Source organism: Shigella sp. FJ200513, from assembly GCF_040495915.1.
In the GTDB taxonomy this organism is placed as follows: Bacteria; Pseudomonadota; Gammaproteobacteria; order Enterobacterales; family Enterobacteriaceae; genus ECMA0423.
The window spans coordinates 1-21,779 of record NZ_JBDYCV010000051.1 but is presented as its reverse complement, the minus strand read 5'-3'; the positions used below and the strand labels follow the sequence as shown (position 1 = coordinate 21,779).

The window sequence follows — 21,779 nt, the reverse complement described above, 5'->3', positions numbered from 1 at the left end:
ATAGACTCGTCATACTTCAAGTTGCATGTGCTGCGACTTGAATTATTGAGAGTAACAATTAAAAAATCAGGAAATGGCAGACGAATCCAGGGCAAGAAAAAAAGAATTAATCCTGGAAAGGTCTGCAAAGAGTCATTGATAAAGGATTTGTCATGATTTACCTCCTTGCAGTTTGTGGAATAAGAAAACGCGCACATACTAGGCGGGCGTTATTTTCATTGCAAGCTGGATTTAATGTTGCGGTTTATAACGCATATAAAAATTAATAAACCACGCTCCCCGGCATTCAACGCGCTGCTGCTTAACTGTCTGAAAACCATAACGTTCAAAAAAGGGTTTTGCGGTTATGCTTGCGTCCACCGTAAGTTCGGATTCAGACTTAATAAAAGGTTTTAACAAAGCGCTGGCAACCCCACGGCGGGTGTATTCAGGGTCAACAAATAACATATCGATATAGTGTTCAACGCAGGTAATAAAGCCGACCAGTTTTGCATTAATAACTGCAACCCGCACTTGTGATTTCGCGAGTTTCTCCTTCCAGCGAGATTCGTCAATCTGCGCCCAGGCGGCAATTTGTTGTAGTGAATAATGCTGACTGACGGTCATCGTAACCGCTCTAATGAAAATAGCGCATAGTTGCTGAAAATCGCCAGGCTGATAATCTCTTATTTGTATGTTATTCATAATATAAATTCAAAAACGCATGCGAAACGCTTCTGCCATTTTTCCAATTTTATGCATTTGGTTGTTATCTCGAGCCAGTTTATGAGGTTCAGGCTTCAGAATGGCAATGAGCAACCATGCTTGCTCATCAAACGCACCCTGACAATATACCAAATGCGCTTCGTCATTCGTTCTGCTGAATTGGCGCAACTGTGGCGGAAATGGATTATTCACATTTGCCAGATGAATATGAGCAACTCGCTCAAATTTGATTAATGGCCAGGTAAACGAGTCGTCGTAGAGTGCATCGCGACCAAATATATCTGGCAAAACACCGTCACGCTTATAGGAAATAAAATCCGCCGTTAACGCATCAAGTTCCTCTGCTGTAAGTTGCAGGCGAATAAGTTTTGTTTTGAATACCCGCATCCTTATTCCTTAAAGTCATTGAAATCATCATCCGTCATATCATTAAGATATTGTTTAGCGCGGCGTGTAATTTCCTCTAATCTTGCAGCACTTGGACGAAAGCGCGCCTTTATGGGCTTTTTCTCCTCTTGTTCAGCAAGCATGTCCATTAACGCTTCGAATGCGCTGGCACTTAAGAGATATCCTGCGGGGCGATTATTAGAAAGAACCGCAACTGGTTGATCAATAAAGTATTTAGCTGGGTTTTTACGTAACTCAGTGATATTGACCGATTTTTCAGCGAGAATTCGATGCATACAGTGATACCCTCATAATAATGCACACCAGAATATACATAATAGTATACATCATAATCCCAGCACCAGTTGTCTTTCCATTTGCGGGTCAAGCAACGTCACATGCAGCCCCACCAGACGCACACCGCGCCCGCCGCGGCGTTCATCCCAGGTTTTACGCGCGGTGGCGATTAAGTCAGCTTTATTCAGCCGCGGCCAGACGTGCTCCTGGGTGGTCTGCTGAAAATCGTCGAACTTTAATTTCACCCCCTGGCGAGCAATCAGTAAATCAGGTTTTACCTTTGCCAGACGGCGTTCAAGTTCCGGATACAGCCGCTCGATAATCGCTTCACATTCAGACCAGTGATGAATATCTTCCGCCATCGTGCGTTCCACGCCGACGGATTTTCGTAACCGTTCGCTGTTAACGTCGCGCTCGTCAATCCCCTGACTACGCTCCCACAAAATGCGGCCAAATTTGCCAAAGCGTTTAAGCAGAATCACCAGATCACACTTTTGTACATCACCGCAGGTCCGCAGCCCCATCGCTTCCAGTTTTGCCGCCGAGACTTTGCCGACGCCGGGGATTTTTTCCAGTGGTAAGGTTTGTAAAAATGCCGGAACTTCTGCCGGCGTAATCACAAACTGACCGTTGGGTTTATTCATGTCGGAGGCGATTTTGGCGAGAAACTTTACTGGTGCCACGCCCGCAGATGCCGTCAGTTGCAGCTCGTTGAAGATCGTCTGGCGGATTTCCTGGGCGATGAGGGTCGCAGAACCGTGGCAATGGACGCTATCGGTGACATCGAGATAAGCCTCATCCAGTGACAACGGTTCAATGCGCGAGGTGTAGCGCGAGAAGATTTCACGGATATGATTTGAGGCTTCTTTGTAGGCGTCAAAGCGCCCCGGAAGCAAGGTGAGATGTGGGCATAATTTGAGCGCCATCCCAGTAGGCATAGCGCTACGTACGCCAAATTTACGCGCGGGATAATTGGCGGTGCTGATCACCCCCCGACGTTCGCGGCTGCCGCCAATAGCAATAGGGATATCGCGCAGAGCGGGATTGTCGCGCATCTCCACCGCTGCGAAAAAGCAGTCCATATCCACATGAATGATTTTACGCATTGCTCACCTCTCAACACTGGTAAAGTATACAGTGATTTCAGGTTTTGAGAAATGCGTAAAGATTCAGCATTTAGCGCATTCGCTGCGAAAGCACCTGCTGCTTATCCAGCTTTTGCACCAGCGGCTGCACCACTTTATCCCCATGCTGACCAAAGTATTGATACAGCGTATCGGACGCACTTTTGGTCAGCACCATAATCTCAATACGCCGATTGCCCGCGCTTTGCGGATTCTTCGCGTCCAGCAGCATCTGGTCCGCCATTGCGCTTACCTGCATCACTTTATCTTCCGGCATTCCGGCCTCTTCCAGCACCCGACGAGCTGAAAGCGCGCGATCGCCCGAAAGGTTCCAGTTGTTGTAGATATTGTTTTTGTAGGCCATCGCATCGGTATGCCCGGTAATAATAATTTTGTTATAGAGCGAGTCGAACACTGGCGCGAGCTCCACCAGCAAAGTTTTAAAGAACGGCATAATCTGCGCGCTGCCGCGTTCGAACATATTGCGATTCTGGTCGTCTTTAATCAGCACGCGTAATCCCTGGGGAACAATCTCCATCTCCAGATTCGCTTCCATATGCGCATCACGGGCAATGGTGTTGATACTGGTTGCCAACTCGCCAAGCTCGGTGGCGGATTTCTTCTTCAGCAGCGCCGTTTTCTCATTCACATCACGCGCTTTTTTCTCCGTCTCTTCCGGCACCGCCACGGTGGCAGGTTTTGGCGGATGAGACGGGCTGATTTTATTTAACGGCGACAGCCCACCACCGTTAAAAATCGACTGCCCGTGCAGCGCGGCGATAATGCTTTCACGCTCGGATTTACTGACGCTGTTGACAATCAACTTTATCGTCGTCACCAAAGAGGCCGAGCGTATTTCCGAGGTTTCTGCCCGCTTTACCCTGGACGCGATGCCCGGCAAACAGATGGCGATTGACGCCGATCTTAACGCCGGATTGATCAACCAGGCGCAGGCGCAAACCCGGCGTAAAGATGTTGCCAGCGAGGCCGATTTCTACGGCGCGATGGACGGGGCATCGAAGTTTGTACGCGGAGACGCCATCGCCGGGATGATGATTCTGGCGATCAACCTGAGCGGCGGCGTCTGTATCGGCATCTTCAAATACAACCTGAGCGCCGACGCCGCCTTCCAGCAATACGTGCTGATGACCATCGGCGACGGCCTGGTGGCGCAGATCCCTTCCCTGCTGCTCTCCACCGCGGCGGCGATTATCGTCACCCGCGTCAGCGACAACGGCGATATCGCCCATGACGTGCGCCACCAGTTGCTGGCAAGCCCGTCGGTGCTCTACACCGCCACCGGGATCATGTTCGTGCTGGCGGTGGTGCCGGGGATGCCGCATCTGCCGTTTTTGCTGTTCAGCGCCCTGCTTGGCTTTACCGGCTGGCGGATGAGCAAACGCCCGCAGGCGGCGGAGGCGGAAGAGAAAAGCCTCGAAACGCTGACCCGCACCATCACTGAAACCAGCGAACAACAGGTCAGTTGGGAAACTATTCCGCTGATCGAGCCCATCAGCTTAAGCCTCGGCTACAAGCTGGTGGCGCTGGTGGACAAAGCGCAGGGCAACCCGCTCACCCAGCGGATTCGCGGCGTTCGGCAGGTGATTTCCGACGGTAACGGCGTGCTGCTGCCGGAGATCCGCATTCGGGAAAACTTCCGCCTCAAGCCCAGCCAGTACGCTATTTTCATCAACGGCATTGAGGCTGATGAAGCGGATATTCCGGCGGATAAACTGATGGCGCTGCCCTCCAGCGAAACCTACGGCGAGATTGACGGCGTGCTGGGGAACGACCCGGCGTACGGGATACCGGTCACCTGGATCCAGCCTGCGCAGAAAGCGAAGGCTCTGAATATGGGGTATCAGGTGATCGACAGCGCCAGTGTGATTGCCACCCATGTGAACAAGATTGTGCGCAGCTATATTCCTGATTTGTTTAACTATGATGACATCACGCAGTTGCATAACCGTTTGTCGTCGATGGCACCGCGCCTGGCGGAGGATTTAAGCGCGGCGCTCAATTACAGCCAATTGCTGAAAGTGTACCGGGCGCTGCTGACCGAAGGCGTTTCCCTGCGCGATATCGTCACCATCGCCACCGTGCTGGTCGCCAGTAGCACGGTGACTAAAGATCATATTCTGCTGGCGGCCGATGTGCGCCTGGCGCTGCGGCGCAGCATTACTCATCCGTTCGTTCGCAAGCAGGAGCTGACGGTGTATACGCTGAATAATGAGCTGGAAAATCTGCTGACCAACGTAGTGAATCAGGCGCAACAGGCCGGCAAAGTGATGCTCGACAGCGTGCCGGTTGACCCGAATATGCTCAACCAGTTCCAGAGCACGATGCCACAGGTGAAAGAGCAGATGAAAGCGGCGGGGAAAGATCCGGTGCTGCTGGTGCCGCCGCAGCTACGCCCTTTGCTGCCGCGTTATGCAAGGTTGTTTGCGCCGGGGCTGCATGTGCTGTCGTATAACGAAGTGCCGGATGAGCTGGAGTTGAAGATTATGGGGGCGTTGATGTAAGAATCCGGCATCGGTGCACAATTGCCGGATGCGGCGTAAACGCCTTATCCGGCCTACCGTTCAGGCACAAGTTTTTAGGCATGATAAGACGCGCCAGCGTCGCATCAGGCATCTGCGCATAACTGCCGGATGCGGCGTGAACGCCTTATCCGGCCTACCGTTAAAGCACGATTTGTAGGCCGGATAAGCGTAAGCGCATCCGGCACCAGCGCACAGTTATAAAATGATACGCTCCCCGGCACTTAAATCCGTTATGTCTCCCGCCCAATCGATGGGATATAACCCTCGCGCGACATCGCGATGGAACGTTGAGAATGGCCAATCACTCACCTGCTTTACCCAGCCATGTTTCTCTGGATTTATATAAATATAATCAACATGATGGCGATAATCTTTTGTATTGCGAATGGCATGCTCCCAAAAACGCGGTTGCCAGATATTTTTCAATCCGCAAGCATGGGTGAACTGCTTTTTAATCTCCCGCCAGCGAGAGGAAAAATCATCATCGCTTTCGGGTAATGTCCATATGCAATGCATATGCTCCGGCAAAACGACCCAGGCGTTAATTTCAAAAGGTCTGTCTCGCTTAACGTTAATAATGGCGTTACGGAGCGTCTGGAACTGGGTGGTCAGAAGATGGCTTCGACGATTGCGTAAATTTACCGTGAAAAACCATGTTCCCCCCTTGATGTAATAACGACGATATTCCGACATAGCGACTCCTTTTTCTCAACGGTAAGAGGAAAAGGAAAGGCCGACAATGACGCTGTGTTATATCGGGAAAGCGGCTCGCAAAAACGCACAGATTTGTAGGCATGATAAGACGCGTCAGCGTCGCATCAGGCATCCGTGCACAACCGCCGGATGCGGCGTAAACGCCTTATCCGGCCTACAAAATCATCTCTTCCGTCAAAATCCTGCGCGCGCCTAAAAAATGGTCCTGCCAGAAAGGTTCGGCTAACCGGCTTACCCGAATGGTTTCCCCGGTGCGCAGTGACTCAATAAACTGACCGTCGCCCAGATACACCCCCATATGGTCGGCAATCTCGCGGCTGTGGATATGGAAAAATAGCAAATCTCCCCGGCGCAGGTCGTTATTCGCCACAATCGTTGCCCGACGGTAGTGGTACATCTCATTGGCCGTGCGCGGGAGTTTCGCCTCAAGGATCTTGTTGTAGGCATAAAAAACTAACCCACTACAATCGAAGCCTTGATCGGGCCGCGTGCCGCCCCAGACGTAAGGCTTGCCAAGCTGCTGCTCCAGGCGGTGAATCGCCACTTCGGTGATGTTATGCAGGTGATCGCTGCTTAAAAAGTGGTTGTTTTCCGCCAGCGCCTGCCAGCGTCTGTCACTCGCCTTGAGCGGCGCAGGAAACCATTCTGGATGCTGTTTTATCTGCTCCCGGTTGTGGTGGCGCTGGCGAGTAAAGGGAGCAAAACGCATAACGAAAACACGCCTGGATGCAAAAATCTGCCGAGCAAGAACGAAGACATGAAAGACATAAACCGGCTGAATGAAGGTGAGAATTTTAAAAGACCGGAGGAGTAAACGGGATTATTAATTGCTTATTTGCATATTACTATTGAGATTTCATAATATTAGGAAATAAATGATACATGCGCTTTTCGGACTATTGAAAACTGCCCCTGTGCTAAATTTGTAAACCCAGCGCCGACAGGCTTGCGTAAAACTCTTTTGGTGATAATGTGAGCCTTCCAAATCCAGACTATTCCGATTTGGGATCCATTTTGCCGTCCTGGCGTGTGTAACCGTTTTATCAAGGAATAAGCAGTATGCGTAAAATCGCATTAATTCTTGCGATGTTGTTGATCCCGTGCGTTTCGTTTGCCGGTTTGCTGGGCAGCAGTAGCTCGACCACGCCAGTGAGCAAAGAGTATAAGCAGCAGTTGATGGGATCCCCTGTCTACATCCAGATCTTCAAGGAAGAACGTACGCTCGATCTTTACGTCAAAATGGGCGAGCAATATCAACTGCTCGACAGTTATAAAATCTGTAAATATTCCGGCGGCTTAGGGCCAAAACAGCGTCAGGGCGATTTCAAAAGCCCGGAAGGGTTTTATAGCGTCCAGCGTAATCAGTTAAAACCAGACAGCCGTTACTACAAAGCGATTAATATTGGATTCCCCAATGCTTATGACCGTGCGCATGGTTATGAAGGGAAATACCTGATGATCCACGGCGATTGTGTATCCATCGGCTGCTACGCAATGACCAATCAGGGTATTGATGAGATCTTCCAGTTCGTTACTGGTGCGCTGGTGTTTGGTCAGCCGAGCGTGCAGGTGAGTATTTACCCATTCCGCATGACCGACGCCAATATGAAGCGCCATAAATATTCCAACTTTAAGGACTTCTGGGAGCAGCTGAAGCCGGGCTACGACTACTTTGAGCAAACCCGTAAGCCACCGACCGTTTCTGTGGCCAATGGCCGTTACGTGGTCAGCAAGCCGTTAAGCCACGAAGTGGTGCAGCCACAACTGGCATCAAACTACACGCTCCCCGAGGCAAAATAAGCGCCATTCGCCTGGCATAATTTTTTGCCAGGTTTCATTGCCCGTCAGCGGCTGTGTCGCAATCACCGTGACCACATCATTCGGTGTGGTCTGCGAGCTGAAGTCGATTTCCACATCCTGATCCAGCAACGTTGCCACGCCAAACGGCGCGCGGCGGGTGATCCAGTGTAAATTAGTCGAGCAATACGCCATTACATAGCGCCCGTCCGAAAGCAGCATGTTGAAAACGCCCTTCGCCCGCAGTTCATCCGCCAGTGAGGCGATATATTTAAACACTGCCGCCATGTTGCCCGGCGTGCGCGGGTAACGCTGCGTTAATTTATGCAGCAGCCAGCAAAAGGCTTTTTCGCTGTCGGTTTCACCGACCGGGCGGAAGTTGCCGGTTTCCAGTGATTTGTAGCCCGTCAGTTGTCCGTTATGGGCATAAGTCCAGTTACGCCCCCATAACTCGCGGGTAAATGGGTGAGTATTTTCCAGCGCCACCTCGCCCCGATTAGCCTGGCGAATATGAGCCACCACCGAACAGGATTTTATCGGGTAGTCCTGGACAAGTTTGGCGATGGGGGAATTAAAGCTGGGTTGTGGATCTTTAAATGTGCGACAGCCTTTACCTTCGTAAAAGGTAATGCCCCAGCCATCTTTATGTGGCCCGGTTCCACCACCACGCTGTACAAGTCCGGTGAAACTAAAGCAGATATCGGTAGGGACGTTGGCGCTCATCCCGAGCAATTCGCACATGGGTAACCTCCACAACAGCGGGAGCGCATGGACCCCGGCGAAGATTGATTTAAGAATTTTCAGGTCGGATGCGGCGTAAACGAATTATTCGGCCTACGGTTCGGGTACAGATTTGTAGGCATGATAAGACGCGTCAGCATCGCATCAGGCATCAGCGCACAAGTGCCGGATGCGGCGTAAACGCCTTATCCGGCCTACGCCAGACTTACTTAACCATCTCTTTTTCAATTAACTGGATCAGGATATGGATCACTTTAATGTGAATCTCCTGAATGCGGTCGGCATAACCAAAGTGCGGAACGCGAATTTCGATATCCGCCGTGCCAGCCATTTTACCGCCGTCTTTACCGGTCAGGGTGATCACTTTCATCCCCTTCTCACGCGCCGCTGCGATCGCTTTGATCACGTTTGCAGAGTTACCGGAGGTGGAGATCCCCAGCAGTACATCGCCTTCGCGACCTACCGCTTCAACGTAGCGGGAGAAAATATCATTGAAACCGAAATCATTACCGACGCAGGAAATATGACTAACGTCAGAAATAGCAATCGCCGGGTAGCCCGGACGGTTTTCACGGTAGCGACCGGTCAACTCTTCGGCAAAGTGCATAGCGTCGCAATGGGAACCGCCGTTGCCGCAGGAAAGCACTTTGCCACCGGCTTTAAAGCTGTCTGCTAACAGGACCGCCGCGCGCTGAATGGCGTGAATATTGGCGTCATCTTTTAAAAAGTTAGCCAGCGTTTCCGCCGCTTCGTTCAGTTCGTTACGAATAAGATCCTGGTACATGAGGATATCCTTCAGCATAAATGTAATAGACAAAATGCAGTGTACCGGATACCGCCAAAAGCGAGAAGTACGGGCAGGTGCTATGACCAGGACTTTTTGACCTGAAGTGCGGATAAAAACAGCAACAATGTGAGCTTTGTTGTAATTATATTGTAAACACATTGCTAAATGTTTTTACATCCACTACAACCATATCATCACAAGTGGTCAGACCTCCTACAAGTAAGGGGCTTTTCGTTATGATGATTTTGAGTATTCTCGCTACGGTTGTCCTGCTCGGCGCGTTGTTCTATCACCGCGTGAGCTTATTTATCAGCAGTCTGATTTTGCTCGCCTGGACAGCCGCCCTCGGCGTTGCTGGTCTGTGGTCGGCGTGGGTACTGGTGCCTCTGACCATTATCCTCGTGCCATTTAACTTTGCGCCTATGCGTAAGTCGATGATTTCCGCGCCGGTATTTCGCGGTTTCCGTAAGGTGATGCCGCCGATGTCGCGCACTGAGAAAGAAGCGATTGATGCGGGCACCACCTGGTGGGAGGGCGACTTGTTCCAGGGCAAGCCGGACTGGAAAAAGCTGCATAACTATCCGCAGCCGCGCCTGACCGCTGAAGAGCAAGCGTTTCTCGACGGCCCGGTAGAAGAAGCCTGCCGGATGGCGAATGATTTCCAGATTACTCATGAGCTGGCGGATCTGCCACCGGAGTTGTGGGCGTACCTTAAAGAGCATCGCTTCTTCGCGATGATTATCAAAAAAGAGTACGGCGGACTGGAGTTCTCAGCTTATGCCCAGTCTCGTGTGCTGCAAAAACTCTCTGGCGTGAGCGGGATCCTGGCGATTACCGTCGGCGTGCCAAACTCATTAGGCCCGGGCGAACTGTTGCAACATTACGGCACTGACGAGCAGAAAGATCACTATCTGCCGCGTCTGGCGCGTGGTCAGGAGATCCCCTGCTTTGCACTGACCAGCCCGGAAGCGGGTTCCGATGCGGGCGCGATTCCGGACACCGGGATTGTCTGCATGGGCGAATGGCAGGGCCAGCAGGTGCTGGGGATGCGTCTGACCTGGAACAAACGCTACATTACGCTGGCACCGATTGCGACCGTGCTTGGGCTGGCGTTTAAACTCTCCGACCCGGAAAAATTACTCGGCGGTGCAGAAGATTTAGGCATTACCTGTGCGCTGATCCCAACCACCACGCCGGGCGTGGAAATTGGTCGTCGCCACTTCCCGCTGAACGTACCGTTCCAGAACGGACCGACGCGCGGTAAAGATGTCTTCGTGCCGATCGATTACATCATCGGCGGGCCGAAAATGGCCGGGCAAGGCTGGCGGATGCTGGTGGAGTGCCTCTCGGTAGGCCGCGGCATCACCCTGCCTTCCAACTCAACCGGCGGCGTGAAATCGGTAGCGCTGGCAACGGGCGCGTATTCTCACATTCGCCGTCAGTTCAAAATCTCTATCGGTAAGATGGAAGGGATTGAAGAGCCGCTGGCGCGTATTGCCGGGAACGCTTATGTAATGGATGCTGCGGCATCGCTGATTACCTACGGCATTATGCTCGGCGAAAAACCTGCCGTGCTGTCGGCTATCGTTAAGTATCACTGTACCCACCGCGGGCAGCAGTCGATTATTGATGCGATGGATATTACCGGCGGTAAAGGCATTATGCTCGGGCAAAGCAACTTCCTGGCGCGTGCTTACCAGGGCGCACCGATTGCCATCACCGTTGAAGGGGCTAACATTCTGACCCGCAGCATGATGATCTTCGGACAAGGAGCGATTCGTTGCCATCCGTACGTGCTGGAAGAGATGGAAGCGGCGAAGAACAATGACGTCAACGCGTTCGATAAACTGTTGTTCAAACATATCGGTCACGTCGGTAGCAACAAAGTTCGCAGCTTCTGGCTGGGCCTGACGCGCGGTTTAACCAGCAGCACGCCAACCGGCGATGCCACTAAACGCTACTATCAGCACCTGAACCGCCTGAGCGCCAACCTCGCCCTGCTTTCTGATGTCTCGATGGCACTGCTGGGCGGCAGCCTGAAACGTCGTGAGCGTATCTCGGCACGTCTGGGGGATATTTTAAGCCAGCTTTACCTCGCCTCTGCCGTTCTGAAGCGTTATGACGACGAAGGCCGTAATGAAGCCGATCTGCCGCTGGTGCACTGGGGCGTACAGGATGCGCTGTATCAGGCAGAACAGGCAATGGACAATTTACTGCAAAACTTCCCGAACCGCGTGGTTGCCGGGCTGCTGAATGTGGTGATCTTCCCGACCGGACGTCATTATCTGGCACCGTCTGACAAGCTGGATCATAAAATGGCGAAGATTTTACAAGTGCCGAACGCCACTCGTTCACGTATTGGTCGCGGTCAGTACCTGACGCCAAGCGAGCATAACCCGGTTGGTTTACTGGAAGAGGCGTTGGTGGATGTGATTGCCGCCGACCCGATTCATCAGCGGATCTGTAAAGAGCTGGGTAAAAATCTGCCATTTACCCGTCTGGATGAACTGGCGCACAACGCGCTGACGAAGGGGCTGATTGATAAAGATGAAGCCGCTATTCTGGTGAAAGCGGAAGAAAGCCGTCTGCGCAGTATTAACGTTGATGACTTTGATCCGGAAGAGCTGGCGACGAAGCCGGTAAAGTTGCCGGAGAAAGTGCGGAAAGTTGAAGCCGCGTAATTGAATAACGGAGCCGAAAGGCTCCGTTTCTTTATCCGCTAATTATTTAAAATTAAAGCCATCCGGATGGTTTTCCAGGCTGCCGGTCAACGCCGCGAACAGCACCGTTTTACCATCAATCGAAAGCGCATCGTTCACATTCAGCCAGGTGAGTTTCTCTTGCGACGTTTTCTCATCAATAGCCGAGAACAGCCCCGTCATCTGATTAGATTTCTCGGACCACATCACAGCGATACGTTGCGAGCCACAGTCATGCGGTTTGCACGCGCTCATCACCTGATACGTCTCATCTCCCAACGTTACGGTTTGTGCGGGAGTATAAGTACCGCCTTTCATCACCCATGCAGGTAGCTTATGCCCTTGCACCATCTGATTAAACGCAGCTTTGGTGGTTTCGCCCTTTGCAAGGCTGCTAATGGTTAAATCATCCTGCGCCATTGCACTGGTGGCGATGACCAGTGCGGCGACTGTCGTTATTGCCTTAAACATCATTCCTCCCGAGCTTATCCTGCCCATGTTATTAACCTCCTAAAGCCTAGCGATAACACGATAATTTGCAAATCAGATATTTCCAATATCAGCATTTGTTATCAATTTATTCTGCGCTAAGGCAACTGCCTGATAAGGTGTTAAAGTTATAAAACCCTTCGCATAAAGGAGTTGTACACCGTGCCTAGTTTGAAGATTACGCTTTTGCAGCAACCGTTGGTGTGGGTGGATGGTCCTGCCAACCTGCGCCATTTTGATCGTCAACTGGAAGGTATTACCGGGCGCGATGTGATCGTTCTACCGGAGATGTTTACCAGCGGCTTTGCCATGGAAGCGGCAGCTTCGTCGCTTGCACAAGATGACGTAGTGAACTGGATGACAGCTAAGGCGCAGCAGTGCAATGCGCTGATTGCAGGCAGTGTTGCATTACAAACGGAGTCTGGTTCGGTTAACCGCTTTTTGCTGGTTGAGCCGGGCGGCACGGTACATTTTTATGATAAGCGTCATCTGTTCCGCATGGCAGATGAGCATCTGCATTATAAAGCGGGCAATGCGCGAGTGATTGTGGAATGGCGCGGCTGGCGTATTTTGCCGCTGGTGTGCTACGACTTACGTTTTCCAGTGTGGTCGCGCAATCTCAACGATTATGACCTCGCCCTGTACGTCGCCAACTGGCCAGCTCCGCGCTCTCTGCACTGGCAGGCATTGCTGACGGCCCGCGCGATTGAGAATCAGGCGTATGTGGCGGGATGCAATCGCGTCGGCAGCGATGGCAACGGCTGCCATTATCGCGGTGACAGCCGGGTGATTAATCCGCAAGGCGAGATTATCGCTACCGCCGACGCGCATAAGGCAACGCGTATTGATGCGGAGCTGTCGATGGTGGCATTGCGGGAATATAGAGAAAAGTTTCCGGCATGGCGGGATGCGGATGAGTTTAGGTTGTGGTGAGTGGGGGTTGTGTTTAGGGCCGGGGGCTGGGCTAGATTACGAAAGCCCCTAACTTAAACACAATATTACGCCAGAAGTCACCATTTCCAAAACACAGCGTCGCTGTACCGTGGGTTATCTGCCCAACCGCAGCGACACGCCGGTGATCAAAATCAGCGCCAAATGGCTGAGAAAAGCGGGATTTGAGATCGGCACGGGCGTTACCGTGAAGATCTCGGAGGGATGTTTGATCCTGCTTGGGATAACAACGAAGTACAGGAACTGCGCAGGGAACTTTATCAGGTTAAACAGCCAGTTAAGGGGATGCGAGACGGGATGTTTAGTGTGCTGAACGAAAGTTAAATAATAAAAAGCCGGAAAGATCTGGAAGAAATTTCCGGTTATTATCGTTGCTATATCAATAAAATTTAGTCAGACTCTATTTCATTGCCGTTTTTATCAAAAAACGGGGATTCTTCTATGGCTTTTTGATAAGTATTTATCTCATTCAAATTAGCTCTCCAGTCATTACCACGAACTTCCCACATTGCAACTAATCCAAGTAACTCTTCTGGACTCGTTGCACTAAAAAATTGTCCATTTTTTTCCGCATACCAATCATATACACAATCTAAACAATCGTCAGATAATGCATGAGTTTCCATTGTTACTTTATATCCCTTATTTTTTAGCACATGGAAACAAGGCGCAGCCGTATTACCAGCAATTCTTATTCTAATTTCGTCCACAACTTCCTCTCCACTAACTAATTACATCGGCTAACTTTATTTCCAAGAATTTGCCCATGAACTAACACCTCATTATTCCTAGCCATATTCTGAAGAATATTACCAAGTTCTTTTCTAATTTTCTTGCTTGATTCTAAACCAAATATTGCTTTTACTTTTTCTTGTGTTAAAACAGTGATCTGATTATTTTTAACTAAATCATCGAGATCAGAAACTGCCACTTTGAAGACATGTTTTTTTGAGAAAAAATCTGCACCACGAGAGTTGGAACTAGATGTTTTTTTAGTACTAAAAGATGTTAAACGCCCATCACCTTTTTCTTAGAGATGATCAATAATGTCCTGTGCTGATATTGTGCCACTCTTTGGCTGTCCAATTCCGCCACCTTTATAGTTACCATCTCCTCTAAATATATTATTTGAATCTATTCCTAAAGAATTCAGTCCTAGCGGATCGATCCAACCTAACGGATTAGGCGCATAAGCATATAAGTTCAACCCACCGTTTAATCCTATCGGGTCCTGGCTTACGAACCTCCCGCACTCCGGCGCATAATACCTGAACAGATTGTAATGCAGCCCTGTTTCTTCGTCAAAGTACTGCCCCGGCAGCCGCTGCGGCTGCTCAAAGTACGCCCCGCTGTTGCTGATGTCGCCCCGGTTTTCACCAAATCCCGCCTGGTAGCCCGCCCACACCAGCGTCCCGTCCGGCGCGGTTACCTCGTGTACCGTGCCCGTCAGGTCCGTGTGGTAATACCAGATTTTCTGGCTCTCTCCGCGCCCCGTGATGGCAGCCACCGGCGTGTACGGCTGTTCCGCATCGTACAGGTATGTCCGCTTTCCCTGCCACGTTGTCTCCTGTAACAGCCGGAACCCTTCCCACACAAACGTTGTCCGGCTTCGTTCTCCCCGGTCGGTATGGAGATTGCTGGTCGCCTTGCTGATGCGCCTGCCCAGCGCATCGTACTGATACCGCGTCTCGCTGTTGCTGCTGATGACCCGCGTTAACTGGCCCTGCGCGTTCCACTCCAGCTGCTGGTCCCTGCGCTCTGTCAGTTCGCCCCATTCGTTATAGCGGTAGCGGTCACGCCCGTAACCCGGCAGGCGGTTATCCATCACCGCTCCCTGATACTCATCCGTCAGCAGGTTGCCCGCTTTGTCGTAATAATAATGGTCATGGTCATACATCTGCCCCGTGCGGCTGGTCAGCCAGCCGCTGCGGTCATAGCTGAACACCAGGCAACCGCGCAGTTTGTCATTGATGCCGCCGACTTCACCGTCTGCGTTCCAGATATAGTCCCGCGCCGTCACGCTGTCGTTCTGCGCCGGGGGAGTACCGCCTGCTGTGGATTCTGGCTGCCACCTGGCAGGCTGCGCTGCCAGCTTAACCGGTTGTCGGCGTTGTAGCCGCTGAACGTCGCCAGTTTCCCCTGCGTGCGTATCACCTGACGGTGCAGGCTGTCACGCTCATATTCACTGACCGTGATACCGTCCAGTGCCGTCTGGAGCAGATGCCCGCTGCCGTAGTAAAGATGACTGAGATGCTGCCCGTCCGGCAACGTGATATCGGTGGGATTGCCCAGCGCATCGCGCCGGTATTTGATACTGCCGTGCACGCTGTGCTCTGCCGTCAGCCACCCGCTGCGGTCATACGCAAAACGCACCGTGTCCGCCTGCATGTGGTGCAGCCGTTCCCCTTCTTCCGTGGGGGTGAGCGTCACTTCCGTTATCTGGTCAAGACGGTTGTAGCTGAAGGTCCGTGTACTGTGCTGCGTGTCACTGCGCAGCAGGCGGCCCAGCGCATCACGCTCCTGCTGTTCATTGCGCACCCCGCCCTCTGTGCCCTGCGTCGGGATGATGACCGGAAACCCGTCCGCATTCAGCGCAAACATCCTTATCAGGCCGTCCGGGCGCTGTTCTCCCGTCAGCCGTCCGTCGCCGTCGTAGCTGAACCGGTACTGAGCCCCGTTGCCGTTGCTCAGACTGGCAACCAGCCCTTCCGGGGTGTACTGCCAGCGCGTCTCCCGTTTCTCTTCATCCGTATGGCGCGCCAGCATCCCGCGCTGCGTATACTGCCAGGACTGCACACTGCCCGTGATGCGACGGTGGCTGCTCAGTAACCCCAGCGCGTTCCAGGTGTAACGGTCCTGCTGTTTACCGGGGTGGCAGACCGTCTCCGGCAGCCCCTGATCATCATACCCGTACCGCGTGACGCGCCCTTCCGGGTCCGTCTCCCGTATCACCTGGCCGTGTTCGTTGTAATCCGCCTTCCATACGTGGTCGTCATCCAGCGCCCGGCGCGTGATTTCAGCAAAACTGCCGTTCCACTGCGTCTGTGTCACCCGGCCTGCCGGGTCCGTCTCTTTCACCACCCGGCTCAGGGTGTCGTATTCCAGCGTTACCCTGCGTTCGCCGGGGAGTTCCACCGCTACCGGAAAATGGTTTTCGTTGTACGTGAAGCGGTACATTCCGCCGCCCGGCGTCCGGTGCGCAGTCACATACGTCTCTTCATCAAACCACCACTGCCACTTCTGCTCCGGCCTGCCGGTTACCACCGTCTGCCCGCCAGCAAAATCATAGTGGAACCGGTAATCCTCGCCGTCGCTGGTCGTGTGTTCCACCACGCGCGGGAAACCTTCAATCTCTTCCCAGTGGTAGGTACAGGTAAAGCCCGTCGCGTTGCGATGCTCTGTCATCAGGCCATTTTCATAGGCAAACTGGCGCACCGTCACACCAGCCCGGTTCACCACGCCAGTCAGTTGCCCGTTATCGTCGTAACGATATTCCACCAGGTTACCGGGACGCCCGCCCTTCAAAAGTTCAATATGCGACAGGCGTTCCCCTGCTTGCGTCATCGTGCGGTGCAATAACAGATGGTGTCCGCTGCTGGAGGCCACCCGCACCAGCCTGCCGTTCTCACGCCCGAAAGCAATACGCTGCCGGTACGGCGTCTCCATAAAAAGTAACGGCGCGACGCCGTGGTCATCAAATTCATCAAACACGTAATAGCTGCAGTCGGTGTAATGCAGCACATAGCATCCGTCATGCAGACGGCTCAGGTAAAACTGCTCTTCCGGGTCGAATATCTGGTGGCCCGGTATCAGCATCTCTTTCGGATAACTCAGTTCCCGACCCTGTACACCGATGAAGGTGATATATGTTTCATCCTCACGCAGGTTTATCTCCCAGTTCAGCCGCCATCCTCTGCCCAGCAATCCTTCAGTTTCCAGGTGGCTGGCGTAAAAGCGCGAACAGGTGACAGGCAGGCGTCCTGGCAGGGTAAAATCCGTCTCCGGCAGCAAAATTTTTTGCCCAGTGGTGACATCTACCGGATTGCTGAACAATCCCATGACTGTGTCAGAGATGGCCATCCCGACCATTTCGCCACCAATAAATTTTGCCGCACATTTTGTACCAAATTTCGACCCCATCTTTGCCGCCTGACGCCAGGCGCCAGCCAGCCCGCCAAGCATTCCGGCGACCACATACAGCACATCCACCACCTGACGCAGCCAGTCAGGGATTTCCGGGCTGATTTCCAGTACCGTCTGCGTACCGCCGCCGAGAAAGACATTGGGGGAGCCGTCCTCAATCACTGCATCACACTCAGTGTGGTCATCCTTACGGGCAGCTGGCTGTTGATGTAGATGTTGCCGGAACCTTGGGCAATGCGGATTTCCGGGGAATGGTCTTCGCATATCACCGTACTCAGTACGGCCCGGGCGGCCGGGCGACTGTTGGTGCTGACATTATCAGAACCGGTCAGAATTTTTCCCACTGTGGAATGTATCGAGCGCCCAATAGCCTCACCCAGTTGCAGGACTCCGGAAGCTATCTGATCAGCCAGAAAACTCAAAATCAGCCCGGCCAAAAAGCCGCAGGTAAAAAAAGCAAAGCTGGCGACGGCAATAATGGCGATACCTATGATGGCCCCTATCAAAAACCCGGCAAGGGCGCTGGTGTGGTAGATGGGGTCATCCACCCGTGCGGCTTCATACATGACAAAACCTCCCTGTTTTTTTTAGCTTTTAGCAGGCTGAAAACTAGTCAACCATGCAGTCCATAGCTGGTCGGTGTGATCATCAAAAGGACGCTGAGTGGTCAGCGTCAACATTAGTACCTTTGCTGGCCCGGTGATAAACCCGGCCTGACGCTGGTACACTTCTGTTTTTCCAGAACGATGAGTTGCGAGAATCTGTTCACCTGTCATGGCAGCTTCGCCAGTTCCCGCCAGTGCCGTTCCCCGCGAAAGTACCCGGTGCTGGCCTAGGTTTTTTTTTTCATCAAGGCTATCTGGCGGTCAATATAGGTGGTCAGATTTTCATCTGGCCTGAGCGTATCGCGGAAAATATTCAGACTGGGAGTTGCCCTTTCATTGCCCGATGGGACGAAGATATTGACGGTGCGATCAAGAAAAGTTTCAGGCAGGGCAAAGCAGCCCTCCTGAATACGGTAAAGGCTGGTCATAGAAAAATTCCTTTTATATTTTTTATTCAGAAACGTCGGGGGTAGGTAACGGGGCAATATCATCCGCAGTCATGGCTGTGCCGCCATCCGGATTCATATCAATGCCACTGCCAATGAGTTGCATAACATCGCTGGTGTGCAGTAACAGTTGTTTTCCGCAAAACTCAATCGAGCCATCCTTGTGTAATACAAGCGCTGCATTGCCGCAACGAAGGGTAAATTGATCGCCAACATCCAGACGATATGTCGTTCCGACATTGATGGTTTGAGCCAGTTTGACGGAAAGACCATCATTTTTTGTGATGGTGGCATTACGGTCTTCTCCCACGCTGATGGTTTCATTTTTGACAATGGTTTTTATGCGATCGACCATGACCGTGTGGGTTTCATTGTTTTTTACCGTGGTATTGAGGTCTTTTTCCGCATGGAACTTCACCTCTTCCGCACCCGTTTTATCATCGAAGCGCAGCATATTTCCGTTAGTCGGCCCTCCCTGCAATGAGTGGCTGAATATCCCACTCTGCGACGCCATGCCCGGCAGCCCCCACGGCGGCATGGTGTCCTGGTTATAGGTGCGCCCCACGATGATGGGCAAATCCGGATCGCCGTTTTTGAAATCCACCAGTACTTCCTGGCCAATACGCGGGATCTGGATCATGCCGAATCCTTTACCCGCCCACGGATAGCTGACGCGGATCCAGCAGGAACTGTTTTCGTCATTCTTTCCGTAACGGTCCCAGCCAAACTGCACCTTCACCCGGCCATATTTATCCGTCCAGATTTCCTGCCCCGCCGGGCCGGTGACGATGGCGCTCTGCGGGCCTTTGGTGTGGGGTTTGCTCAGGGTTCGTTGTGGGCGGTAAACTTCGCTGGTGGGGTGCAGTTCAAACGTGGTGACATAGGTAAAATGCTGATCCTGACCGCTGTGCTGCGCATTATCCCGTAAAAACAGAGTGGTCTGTACCAGCAGATATTCCTGATTAATTTCTGCCGTCGGGTGATTCATCAACGTAAAGGTGTACCCGGTCATGAGGGTACGGATATGACCGGCCCCATGTGCCCGGCTGCCTGGGCTGCGCTGCGCTTCCATACGAATGCGCGTCAGCATCTCGCCTTCGCCCGTAGTGAAGTAATCACCAGGCCATTCGTAATGCTCGTATTCAGCATGACCGGTATCACGCGGACTGGCCACGGTACTTTTAAGCAGCGAACGAGGCTTCATAAAATCAAAATCGTCCATCACCCACTTTCCAGTACGCAGCCTCTCACTGGCCGTAATGGTGTGGATAAATTCCTTATCCAGTTTCAGCCCTTCCTGGTGCCACTCCACCAGCGGCGAGTCAGGGCACGCTTTATGACCATTGATGGCATCCACCAGCACCAGCGTGTGGCTGTTCTCGCTGTGCTCAAACCACCAGTAAATCCCCCATTCCTGCATCAGGCGCTGGATGAAATCGAAGTCGGTTTCACCATACTGCACCTGCCAGGCGCGGGGTGGATAATTTTCCACCAGCCGCTTTTCCACCGGAAAGGAATATTCATCCAGTACTTCATCGAGAATATCCACCACGGTTTTGTTCTGGAACGCTTTGTAGTCGCTGGTATGGGTCAGCAGCTTCAGCCATGGCTCAATGCGTAATTCATACGTTACCGAACGGCTCTCATGGCCGACCACCCTCGCCGCCGTCACCAGCCCGCTGATATACCGTTTTCCGCCGCCGTCCAGTTCGATACTGACGCACAGGTCTTTGCCCACCATGAGCTGAAGCGGCAGGTTAGCAGCGGGGGAAACGTACCCCAGGTTCAGGGCGTCCAGCGTTTTAAGCTGTACTGTGTAAGAAAACAGATTCCCAAGCCCTTCCGAACCATTCATGCCTGCAAACAAAAGCATCTGCGGCGGCACCGCACTACCACTTACTGTGACGTTATGCGCCCCCGGAGCACCGGCTGCAAGCGACGCCGCTGCATCCTGAACTGCACCAGCCATATCCGAGATCCCTGCTGCTGCAGCGGCAGCCTGCGCAGCAGCTACTGCGGCTTTAACCAGACCTGACGGTTCCGGCAGCGCACCAAACAGGTCCGCCGCAGCCTGTTCTGCCATCTCCTCGGCGGCACCAGATACATCGGTTACAGCTGAACCTGTGCTCATACCGCCACTTTCGCCAGCTATTGGTGGTGTGGTGATGACGGGTCCACCGTTTCCAACTGGTTTATTACCCGTAGATACAAAACTCATGATATTTGCTCCTTTAATACCGGATTAAAATCTAGCCCCTGGTGGCCAAAAAATATAAGTAATCACTCTCCATTGCCCGTCTTTATAATGAAACCAACATGTCAGATTCAAATCCCCCTGCAAATTCCAGAACATTTCCTTAATAGGAACATCTTGAAATTCAGGATCTGTTATGCGATAAGTTTGATTCAAGCCGATATAATACTCACCAACAAATTTATATCGTGGCCTCACGAACTCATGAGCAGGCGGCCCATATTTCTTCATAAAAAAGATGTCATTACTTCCATCATGTATATCATTTTCTTCATAATATTTGGTGGATTGAGCAACTGCAGAAGACTTGAAAACATTCACTATAGCTATGTAATTTATTGAAAGGAAAATCACTATAATACAGAAAAATTTCATTTGGTTACATTCAATAAAGTAAATTTAGTTTCAGGCATTATGATATTCAACGTTATAGTTGCGTTTTTAAGGTATCGTTCCCAAAGCTCCATTCCCACATTCATCAACCCACTAATATCTCCAACATACGGAGACGAAGAATCATAATCATCATCTAAGTAACCAAGTACATGTCCGGCTTCATGAGGTATATTTACTTGCAACGTATTATTACAGTTAATACATTTCGCTACTTTTTCCAGGCCCGCTGAATCAACATGAACCGTACTGTTTTTAAAATCAACATATGTTCTTAAATCAGCACCAGGCAAAACCTTTGTTGCAATAACCAACCAGTCTTCATTCTGAGATGCAGAAATTATTCTTACATCAAAAGGCAAAGCTTTACCCTGAAATTTTTTAGCGAACTCAGATTCACCGGAAACAGAATAAGTTATTTTCCCATTCCATGCCTGCTGAACAGATAAATATATCGCTCGCATAAAAATAGCTTTTTCCCATATAGTCCAGTCATCTGTAACGGTATTATCCTTATACTACTCATACTTCCATCTTATCACAGCCGTAATCGAACCAGTATTTTGATTTAATAAATACGTCCTCCTACCATCCTTATGTATAATGATATTGCCATCAATATTTGTTTTTTCAGGTAATGACTCCAACTTACTGATAGTGTTTTATGTTCAGATAATGCCCGATGACCTTGTCATGCAGCTCCA

At 51.6% G+C, this 21,779-nt stretch carries 17 protein-coding genes and 5 pseudogenes; 5 read left to right on the top strand and 17 right to left on the bottom strand.

All coding sequences use genetic code 11. The features are described 5' to 3' along the window. Nucleotides 1–231 precede the first annotated feature (231 nt). From ABZJ92_RS12530 to lafU, 5 genes are all read right to left on the bottom strand, one after another. Complete coding sequence (locus ABZJ92_RS12530) at nt 232–684, bottom strand: GNAT family N-acetyltransferase (RefSeq protein WP_001059860.1); 453 nt, start codon at nt 682–684, stop codon at nt 232–234. 9 nt (nt 685–693) lie between these two features. Continuing rightward, the gene (yafO, locus tag ABZJ92_RS12525) at nt 694–1,092 is read right to left on the bottom strand and encodes a type II toxin-antitoxin system mRNA interferase toxin YafO (RefSeq protein ID WP_001263491.1); all 399 of its coding nucleotides are present in this window, start codon (nt 1,090–1,092) and stop codon (nt 694–696) included. Between the two features lie 2 nt (nt 1,093–1,094). Continuing rightward, nucleotides 1,095–1,388, bottom strand: a complete 294-nt coding sequence (yafN, locus tag ABZJ92_RS12520) for a type I toxin-antitoxin system antitoxin YafN (protein WP_000554759.1) — start codon at nt 1,386–1,388, stop codon at nt 1,095–1,097. Between the two features lie 51 nt (nt 1,389–1,439). Further along, nucleotides 1,440–2,495 (bottom strand): DNA polymerase IV, encoded by a 1,056-nt coding sequence (gene dinB, locus ABZJ92_RS12515; protein WP_001226172.1) that lies wholly within the window; start codon nt 2,493–2,495, stop codon nt 1,440–1,442. A 70-nt stretch (nt 2,496–2,565) separates the two neighbouring features. Next, entirely contained in the window at nt 2,566–3,351 is a 786-nt protein-coding gene (lafU, locus tag ABZJ92_RS12510) for a putative lateral flagellar export/assembly protein LafU (protein WP_000207560.1), read from the bottom strand. Here lafU and ABZJ92_RS12505 point away from each other — a divergent pair. Continuing rightward, nucleotides 3,317–5,035, top strand: a pseudogene (locus tag ABZJ92_RS12505) (flagellar biosynthesis protein FlhA); the annotation flags it as partial. The gene lafU and the pseudogene ABZJ92_RS12505 sit on opposite strands and share 35 nt — an antisense overlap. 216 nt (nt 5,036–5,251) lie before the next feature. On the opposite strand, the gene rayT reads toward ABZJ92_RS12505, so the two are convergent. Both rayT and ABZJ92_RS12495 read right to left on the bottom strand, forming a co-directional pair. Further along, nucleotides 5,252–5,749 (bottom strand): REP-associated tyrosine transposase RayT, encoded by a 498-nt coding sequence (gene rayT, locus ABZJ92_RS12500; protein ID WP_000006251.1) that lies wholly within the window; start codon nt 5,747–5,749, stop codon nt 5,252–5,254. 175 nt (nt 5,750–5,924) lie between these two features. After that, nucleotides 5,925–6,452 (bottom strand): annotated as a pseudogene (locus tag ABZJ92_RS12495) (C40 family peptidase); the annotation flags it as partial. A gap of 377 nt (nt 6,453–6,829) precedes the next feature. On the opposite strand from ABZJ92_RS12495, the gene dpaA reads away from it, so the two are divergent. Then, complete coding sequence (gene dpaA, locus ABZJ92_RS12490; RefSeq protein WP_001225676.1) at nt 6,830–7,570, top strand: peptidoglycan meso-diaminopimelic acid protein amidase; 741 nt, start codon at nt 6,830–6,832, stop codon at nt 7,568–7,570. On the opposite strand, the gene ABZJ92_RS12485 is transcribed toward dpaA, so the two are convergent. Both ABZJ92_RS12485 and lpcA read right to left on the bottom strand, forming a co-directional pair. Further along, nucleotides 7,541–8,308 carry a class II glutamine amidotransferase gene (locus ABZJ92_RS12485; RefSeq protein WP_000333379.1) on the bottom strand — a complete coding sequence of 256 codons (768 nt, stop codon included), beginning with the start codon at nt 8,306–8,308 and terminating at the stop codon, nt 7,541–7,543. The genes dpaA and ABZJ92_RS12485 overlap by 30 nt on opposite strands. 205 nt (nt 8,309–8,513) lie before the next feature. Next, nucleotides 8,514–9,092, bottom strand: a complete 579-nt coding sequence (gene lpcA / locus ABZJ92_RS12480; RefSeq protein WP_000284050.1) for a D-sedoheptulose 7-phosphate isomerase — start codon at nt 9,090–9,092, stop codon at nt 8,514–8,516. 239 nt (nt 9,093–9,331) lie between these two features. On the opposite strand from lpcA, the gene fadE reads away from it, so the two are divergent. Then, nucleotides 9,332–11,776, top strand: a complete 2,445-nt coding sequence (gene fadE, locus ABZJ92_RS12475; RefSeq protein ID WP_000973114.1) for an acyl-CoA dehydrogenase FadE — start codon at nt 9,332–9,334, stop codon at nt 11,774–11,776. Nucleotides 11,777–11,818: 42 nt separating this feature from the next. Here fadE and ivy read toward each other — a convergent pair whose 3' ends face one another. Beyond that, nucleotides 11,819–12,265 (bottom strand): Ivy family C-type lysozyme inhibitor, encoded by a 447-nt coding sequence (gene ivy, locus ABZJ92_RS12470; protein WP_005100645.1) that lies wholly within the window; start codon nt 12,263–12,265, stop codon nt 11,819–11,821. A 180-nt stretch (nt 12,266–12,445) separates the two neighbouring features. Here ivy and yafV point away from each other — a divergent pair, with 180 nt between their 5' ends. Next, nucleotides 12,446–13,216 carry a 2-oxoglutaramate amidase gene (gene yafV, locus ABZJ92_RS12465; RefSeq protein ID WP_001139559.1) on the top strand — a complete coding sequence of 257 codons (771 nt, stop codon included), beginning with the start codon at nt 12,446–12,448 and terminating at the stop codon, nt 13,214–13,216. 109 nt (nt 13,217–13,325) lie between these two features. Beyond that, nucleotides 13,326–13,558, top strand: a pseudogene (locus tag ABZJ92_RS12460) (SymE family type I addiction module toxin). Nucleotides 13,559–13,623: 65 nt separating this feature from the next. Here the strand turns inward: ABZJ92_RS12460 and ABZJ92_RS12455 are convergent. From ABZJ92_RS12455 to ABZJ92_RS12425, 7 genes and pseudogenes are all read right to left on the bottom strand, one after another. Further along, entirely contained in the window at nt 13,624–13,944 is a 321-nt protein-coding gene (locus ABZJ92_RS12455; RefSeq protein WP_000343515.1) for a hypothetical protein, read from the bottom strand. A gap of 17 nt (nt 13,945–13,961) precedes the next feature. Next, complete coding sequence (locus ABZJ92_RS12450; RefSeq protein ID WP_128567422.1) at nt 13,962–14,165, bottom strand: hypothetical protein; 204 nt, start codon at nt 14,163–14,165, stop codon at nt 13,962–13,964. Between the two features lie 213 nt (nt 14,166–14,378). Next, nucleotides 14,379–17,943, bottom strand: a pseudogene (locus ABZJ92_RS12445) (RHS repeat-associated core domain-containing protein); the annotation flags it as partial. A 21-nt stretch (nt 17,944–17,964) separates the two neighbouring features. Continuing rightward, nucleotides 17,965–18,410 (bottom strand): annotated as a pseudogene (locus ABZJ92_RS12440) (DcrB-related protein). A 22-nt stretch (nt 18,411–18,432) separates the two neighbouring features. After that, nucleotides 18,433–20,646, bottom strand: coding sequence for a type VI secretion system Vgr family protein (locus ABZJ92_RS12435; RefSeq protein WP_000011500.1), 2,214 nt, complete (start codon nt 20,644–20,646; stop codon nt 18,433–18,435). Nucleotides 20,647–20,670: 24 nt separating this feature from the next. Continuing rightward, nucleotides 20,671–21,057 carry a hypothetical protein gene (locus tag ABZJ92_RS12430; RefSeq protein WP_000667623.1) on the bottom strand — a complete coding sequence of 129 codons (387 nt, stop codon included), beginning with the start codon at nt 21,055–21,057 and terminating at the stop codon, nt 20,671–20,673. Beyond that, nucleotides 21,054–21,539 (bottom strand): hypothetical protein, encoded by a 486-nt coding sequence (locus ABZJ92_RS12425; protein WP_001201712.1) that lies wholly within the window; start codon nt 21,537–21,539, stop codon nt 21,054–21,056. Before ABZJ92_RS12425 ends, ABZJ92_RS12430 begins: the two co-directional genes overlap by 4 nt. Nucleotides 21,540–21,779: the final 240 nt, after the last annotated feature.

Excerpts from the sequence above, each read along its gene's own strand:
- ABZJ92_RS12425 (WP_001201712.1), bottom strand. The coding sequence starts at position 21,539 with ATGCGAGCGATATATTTATCTGTTCAGCAGGCATGGAATGGGAAAATA.
- rayT (WP_000006251.1), bottom strand. The coding sequence starts at position 5,749 with ATGTCGGAATATCGTCGTTATTACATCAAGGGGGGAACATGGTTTTTC.
- yafN (WP_000554759.1), bottom strand. The coding sequence starts at position 1,388 with ATGCATCGAATTCTCGCTGAAAAATCGGTCAATATCACTGAGTTACGT.
- yafO (WP_001263491.1), bottom strand. The coding sequence starts at position 1,092 with ATGCGGGTATTCAAAACAAAACTTATTCGCCTGCAACTTACAGCAGAG.
- dinB (WP_001226172.1), bottom strand. The coding sequence starts at position 2,495 with ATGCGTAAAATCATTCATGTGGATATGGACTGCTTTTTCGCAGCGGTG.
- ABZJ92_RS12530 (WP_001059860.1), bottom strand. The coding sequence starts at position 684 with ATGAATAACATACAAATAAGAGATTATCAGCCTGGCGATTTTCAGCAA.
- dpaA (WP_001225676.1), top strand. The coding sequence starts at position 6,830 with ATGCGTAAAATCGCATTAATTCTTGCGATGTTGTTGATCCCGTGCGTT.
- lpcA (WP_000284050.1), bottom strand. The coding sequence starts at position 9,092 with ATGTACCAGGATCTTATTCGTAACGAACTGAACGAAGCGGCGGAAACG.
- ABZJ92_RS12485 (WP_000333379.1), bottom strand. The coding sequence starts at position 8,308 with ATGTGCGAATTGCTCGGGATGAGCGCCAACGTCCCTACCGATATCTGC.
- ivy (WP_005100645.1), bottom strand. The coding sequence starts at position 12,265 with ATGTTTAAGGCAATAACGACAGTCGCCGCACTGGTCATCGCCACCAGT.
- ABZJ92_RS12435 (WP_000011500.1), bottom strand. The coding sequence starts at position 20,646 with ATGAGTTTTGTATCTACGGGTAATAAACCAGTTGGAAACGGTGGACCC.
- ABZJ92_RS12430 (WP_000667623.1), bottom strand. The coding sequence starts at position 21,057 with ATGAAATTTTTCTGTATTATAGTGATTTTCCTTTCAATAAATTACATA.
- fadE (WP_000973114.1), top strand. The coding sequence starts at position 9,332 with ATGATGATTTTGAGTATTCTCGCTACGGTTGTCCTGCTCGGCGCGTTG.